This is a genomic window from Streptomyces beihaiensis (assembly GCF_026274175.1).
GTDB classification, from domain to species: domain Bacteria; phylum Actinomycetota; class Actinomycetes; order Streptomycetales; family Streptomycetaceae; genus Streptomyces; species Streptomyces beihaiensis.
The window spans coordinates 1-3,829 of sequence record NZ_JAPHNL010000160.1 but is presented as its reverse complement, the minus strand read 5'-3'; the positions used below and the strand labels follow the sequence as shown (position 1 = coordinate 3,829).

Below are 3,829 nucleotides of genomic sequence, written 5' to 3'. Positions count from 1 at the left end.
CACCCCCGCACCCCCGCACCCCCGCACCCCCGCACCCCCGCACCCCCGCGCCCCCGCGGCGAGTGAGCCGACCAGTCCAAGGAGCACCCACGTGACCACCGACCCCCGCACGGGCCCGCCCCACCTCGGTGGCGAACGCGAAACGCTGCGCGCCTTCCTCGACTACCACCGGGCCACGCTCGCCATGAAGTGCGAAGACCTGACGGACGACGAGTTGCGGCAGCGGTCCATGCCGCCGTCGGCGCTGTCGCTGCTCGGGCTCGTACGGCACATGGCGGAGGTCGAACGGGCCTGGTTCCGGCGCGTGTTCGAGGACCACGACGTGCCGCTGGTCTGGTCGCACGAGACGGACTTCCAGGCGGCGTACGACGCGAACGCCTCGACCCGCGCCGAGGCGTTCGCGGCCTGGGAGGCCGAGGTCGAGCACTCGCGCCGGATCGAGCGGGCGGCCGCGTCGCTGGACGCCGTGGGGCACCAGCCGCGCTGGGGCGAGGACGTGTCGCTGCGGATGGTGATGGTGCACGTGCTGCTCGAGTACGGGCGCCACAACGGGCACGCGGACCTGCTGCGCGAGGGTGTGGACGGGGTCGTGGGCGCTTGAGCCGGTGCCTGCCGCCCGCCCCCGGCGGCAGGCACCGGCTTCCGCCGGGTGGAAGGGTTTGAAGTTGCCGCATCCTCAATGATTGACGTTGACAATTATTGAGAAATACATTCCACGCACCCTGAGCCCCCAAGGATTCGGAGTGCTCCCATGCCCACAGCCCTGCCCCGACTCCCCCGCGCCCTGGCCGCCCTCGCCACGGCCACCGTTCTCGCCTGCACCGCCCCTCCCGCCATCGCCGCGGGCACCGGCGCCACCACGGACGCCGGAGCCGCCGCTCGCCACCTCACCGGTACGCTCCCCGACGGCGCTACCTGGATCGCGGACGTGCCGGACGGCTGGAACGGCACGCTCGTCCTGTTCTCGCACGGCTTCGGGCCCACCGTCCCCGAGGACGCCCCCCAGCCCGCCGTCAAGAAGCGGCTCCTCGCCGAGGGGTACGCGCTCGCCGGATCGTCGTACGACCCGCACGGCTCCACCTGGGCGCTCGACAGCGCCGAACGGGACCAGTTCGCCACGCTCGACGCCTTCCGTGCCGCCGTCGCCCGGCCGTCCCGCACCCTCGCGGTCGGACAGTCGATGGGCGGTCTGGTCAACGCGGAGATCGCGCGCGACGGGGCGGGGCGTGTCGATGGCGCCCTCGGCCTGTGCGGGCTCGTCGCGGGCGGAAACGACCTGGAGAACTACCAGCTCAACGCCGAGTACACGCTGGCCCGGCTGCTGCTGCCGGGCGAGCGGGTCAGGCTCACTCAGTTCAGCGACGCCACCGAGGCGTCCGCCACCGCCGCCCGCCTCACCTCCGCCGTCACCGCCGCGCAGCGCACCCCGGCGGGGCGCGCCCGGATCGCGCTCGCCGCCGCCTATCTCAACCTCCCCGCCTGGTCGTCCGGCGCCCGGCCGCCCGCCCACGGCGACGCGGCCGGGCAGGAGGAGCAGCAGTACCGGTGGCTGGCGCAAGGGCTGCTCTCGTTCATCGAGGGCGGGCGGTACGCCATCGAGCGGTCCGCGGGCGGCAACAACTCGGGGAACGTCGGGACCGACTACACCGCGCTGCTGCATGCCTCCGAACACGCCCCGGAGGTAAGGGCGTTGTACCGGGCGGCCGGGATCGATCTCCGCGCCGACCTCTCCGTGCTCGCCTCCGGGCCGCGGATCGCCGCCGACCCGGACGCCGTCGCCGCCATGGAGCGCACCTCCACGGCCGGGCAGGGGCTCGGCGTGCCGCTGCTCGACGTGCACACCACGGCCGACAACCTCGTGCCCGCGCAGCAGGAGAACGCGTTCGGGCGGCGGGTGCGCGCGGCGGGCGACGGCGGGTCGCTGCGACAGGCGTACGTGGCCAGGACCGGGCACTGCGCGTTCACCGCCGCGGAGATCGTCGCCGCCGTGCACGCGGTCGACCGGCGGGTCACGGTCGGGCACTGGGACGGGTCGGCGACGCCGCGGGCCCTTGAGCGTGCGGCGCTCGGCCTCGGCATGGGCGGTGCCGCTTATGTGCCCTTCCGGCCGGGCGAGTTGAACGGCGCGGCTCCCGCTCCGAGCGACCGCCGAAGGGGGCTGTGACATGTCTGCCTCCGTGTCCGCACCCGCCGCGTCGCGCGCCACGCCCGGCTCGTTCGCCGTCGGCACGCTCGTCGCCGGGTGTCTTGCCGTCTGCCTTGCGCAGATCGGGATCGCCGTGCCCGCCACCCTCAACGGCCTCTTCCAGCAGGACCTGCATCCGGTCGGCTCCCAACTCACCTGGATATCGGACGCGTTTCTGCTCCCGGTCACCGTTCTCGAGCTGACCTTCGGGGTGCTCGGTGATCTCTTCGGGCGCAAGCGGCTGCTGGTGGGCGGGGCGGTGCTGCTGGCCGCCGGTGAGGCCGTCGCCGCCGCGAGTTCCGGTGTTCATCAGCTGTGGGCGGGGCAGGCGCTCGCCGGGCTCGGTGCGGCCGCGCTGTTTCCCACCTCGCTGGCGATGGTGGCCGCCGCTTGCGACACCGCGGCCCGGCGGACCCGGTCCATCGCGCTGTGGGCGTCGAGCCTGTCGGCGGGCGGGTTCCTCGCGCCGCTGCTCGGCGGGGTGACCGGGACGTACGGGTCGTGGCGGGCCGCGTTCGTGGTGGTCGCCGGGCTGGGTGTGGTCAGTGCCGTCGTGACCTTCCTCCTCGCCCGCAACTCCTCCTCGCCCGAAGGCCGTTCGCTCGACGTCGGCGGGCAGATCACCATCGGGGTCGGCGCCTTCGCGCTGCTGTACGGGGTGATCCAGGGCCCGGAGGACGGGTGGGGCTCGGCCGGGGTCGTCGTGGCGTTCGTCGTGGCCGCCGTGTTCCTCGGTCTGTTCGTCGCGGCCGAACGGCGGGCGCGGTCACCGCTGCTGCGGCTCGGCCTCTTCGCGGATCGGTCGTTCGCGGTGGCGTCGGTGGTGGCCGTGGTGGGCATGTTCGCGTTCCTCGGCACCGCGTACGCGACCAGCATCCGGCTGGGGCCGATCCAGCATCAGAGCCCGCTGCGTACGGCCTTCGCGTTCCTGCTGCTCAACGGGCTGACGCCGGTAATGACCCCCCTGACCGCGCGGCTCCTCAACCGGCTCGCGCCCCGGATGCTGCTCGCCGGAGGGCTGGCGCTCATGGCGGCGGGGGACCTCGTCGCCGCCACCCTGGACGTGTCCGACCGGGCGCTGCCCTCGCTGATTCTGCCGTTGGGCCTGGTCGGTGTCGGGTTCGCGTTCACCGTCTCGTCGCTCACCGCCACCGCCGTGACGGCCGCTCCCGCCCATCTGGCCGGGATGGCCAGCGCCACCACCAACCTCCTGCGCGACTTCGGCTTCACGCTCGGTCCCGCCGTCATCGGGGCCGTGGCGCTCGGGCAGGCCGCGTCGCGAGTGCGGGCTTCGCTGGGCACCGCCCACCTGGCGCCCGACGCCGAGGCGGCGGCCGGTCACGTACTCGCGGAGGGCGGCCCGCTGGCGCTCAACTCGGTGCCGCCGCAGTCGCCTCCCGGCGTGGCGACGCCGTACGCGTTCGAGGCGCTGGGACACGGTTACGCCATCGGCTACGTGGTGTGCGGCGCGGCCGCGGCCGTCGCGGCGGCGCTCGTCGTGGCCGTGCTGCGGTCGGGCGGCGGGACGGCCGATCAGAGCGCGGGGGCTTGAGCGCGGGGGCTTGGGGGTTTCGCTGGGCCGACTCACCTGGGCGGTCGGCCCAGCGCGCGCGAGATGCCGCGTGCCGCTACGTCGACCGCCGG

General features: G+C 74.3%; 3 protein-coding genes. All 3 read left to right on the top strand.

The window, feature by feature from the left end:
* Positions 1-91: 91 nt before the first annotated feature.
* The 3 genes from OFY01_RS15590 (at position 92) to OFY01_RS15580 (ending at position 3,737) form a co-directional block, all read left to right on the top strand.
* Complete coding sequence (locus OFY01_RS15590) at positions 92-601, top strand: DinB family protein (protein WP_266600288.1); 510 nt, start codon at positions 92-94, stop codon at positions 599-601.
* A gap of 150 nt (positions 602-751) precedes the next feature.
* Positions 752-2,164, top strand: a complete 1,413-nt coding sequence (locus OFY01_RS15585) for an alpha/beta hydrolase (protein ID WP_266600286.1) — start codon at positions 752-754, stop codon at positions 2,162-2,164.
* Position 2,165: 1 nt separating this feature from the next.
* A complete protein-coding gene (locus OFY01_RS15580; protein ID WP_266600284.1) occupies positions 2,166-3,737 on the top strand; it encodes an MFS transporter in 1,572 nt (523 codons plus the stop codon).
* Positions 3,738-3,829 lie beyond the last annotated feature (92 nt).